At 59.7% G+C, this 1359-nt stretch carries 1 protein-coding gene; it reads right to left on the reverse strand.

Going from position 1 to position 1359, the window contains the following annotated elements:
- Nucleotides 1–16: 16 nt before the first annotated feature.
- A protein-coding gene (locus tag QN345_RS19145; RefSeq protein WP_323505393.1) for an IS3 family transposase occupies nucleotides 17–1308 on the reverse strand; the annotation gives its coding sequence in 2 pieces (ribosomal slippage) (nucleotides 17–1038 and nucleotides 1038–1308; 1293 coding nt in all).
- Between the last annotated feature and the right edge of the window lie 51 nt (nucleotides 1309–1359).

The raw sequence follows: 1359 nt of genomic DNA on the forward strand, positions 1-1359 counted from the left end.
TGAACCGTCCCGGTTTTCATGCCGCCGTTTTGTTGGCGGCTTCGATATCTATCGGGCCGTTTGTTTCAGCGTAGTAGTTGCGTTCATATTCTTCGGGCGGCATGTTCCCGAGCGCGCTGTGCAGGCGCCGATTGTTGTACCAATCCAACCAATCGAAGGTGAGTTTCTCGACGTCCGCGAGAGTCTTCAACGGCCCCGTCATGAAGGGTGAGTTCTTCGCCACGGCCTCGTTTTTGTAGAGCCCCATGACGGTCTCCGCGGCCGCGTTATCGTACGCGTCACCGATAGTTCCGATCGAGGCGATGAGCCCTTCCAGAGCGACAGTCTCGGTGAATTTAATCGATGTGTATTGAGATCCGGCATCGCTGTGATGTATCAAACCGGGCCCCACGGCGTGGCCGGCGCGATCGCGACGCCAGAGCGCCATGTTCAAACAGACTTCCACGAACGGCGTGTCTTTGGCCGTTGACGCATGCCAGCCCACGATCGCTCGGGAGTACAAGTCGATTGCGAAAGCTACGTAGACGAAGCCGCCCCACGTTGGTACGTAGGTGAAGTCCGTGACCCAGGAATGGTTAGGGCGGGGCGCACTGAAGTTACGTTTGAGCAAGTCAGGAGCTCGCGGTGAGTCCTTGCCAGCCGACGCCGACTCCCGGGGCTTACGGCCCCTTACGAGGCCATTCATGCCCTCGAGGCGCATCAACCGGTCGACCGTGTGCTTGGAAACGCCGGCGAACTCGCCTCGGTTCAGCCACGCCGTCATCTTCCGCCGACCGTAGAGAATCTCAGGTTGCTGACGGCCCTGGGTATCTCGCGCCTTCAACGCTTTGAGCCGATCGACGAGGGCAGCGTCGCTCTGAACTCGCGCTGCGGCGGCGCGGGTCTTCCATGCCCGAAATGACCGTGAAGTGACAGCAACGCCCTGCTCGCGCAGGACGCCACACGTCAACTCGACTCCATGGCCATTCGCCTTCATCTGAACGATGAAAGCGACTATGGACGGTTGCGAGGGTCGAGCTCCCTCGCGAAGAAAGACGCGGCTGCTTTGAGGATGTCGTTCGTTTCTCGAAGGTCGCGGTTCTCGCGCTTCAAGCGCTTGATTTCCTCGAGCTCTTCGCTTGTGGGCCCGCTACGTTCGCCGGCATCGGCCTGGGCCTGGGTGACCCACTTCCGGAGCGTTTCCGCGCCGATATTGAGCTTCGGTGCAAGGTCGCGGCACGCGGCCCACATCGATGGGTAATCCTTCAAACGGTCAAGGGTCATACGGACCGCTCGTTCGCGAACCTCTGTTGGGTGTTTCTTGGGCATATCCGAATCCTTTCACCAGAAAGAAAGCGGCAGGAAAACCGGGACGGTTCA

Origin of the sequence: Cryobacterium sp. 10I1, from assembly GCF_035019805.1 — a bacterium.
In the GTDB taxonomy this organism is placed as follows: domain Bacteria; phylum Actinomycetota; class Actinomycetes; order Actinomycetales; family Microbacteriaceae; genus Cryobacterium; species Cryobacterium glucosi.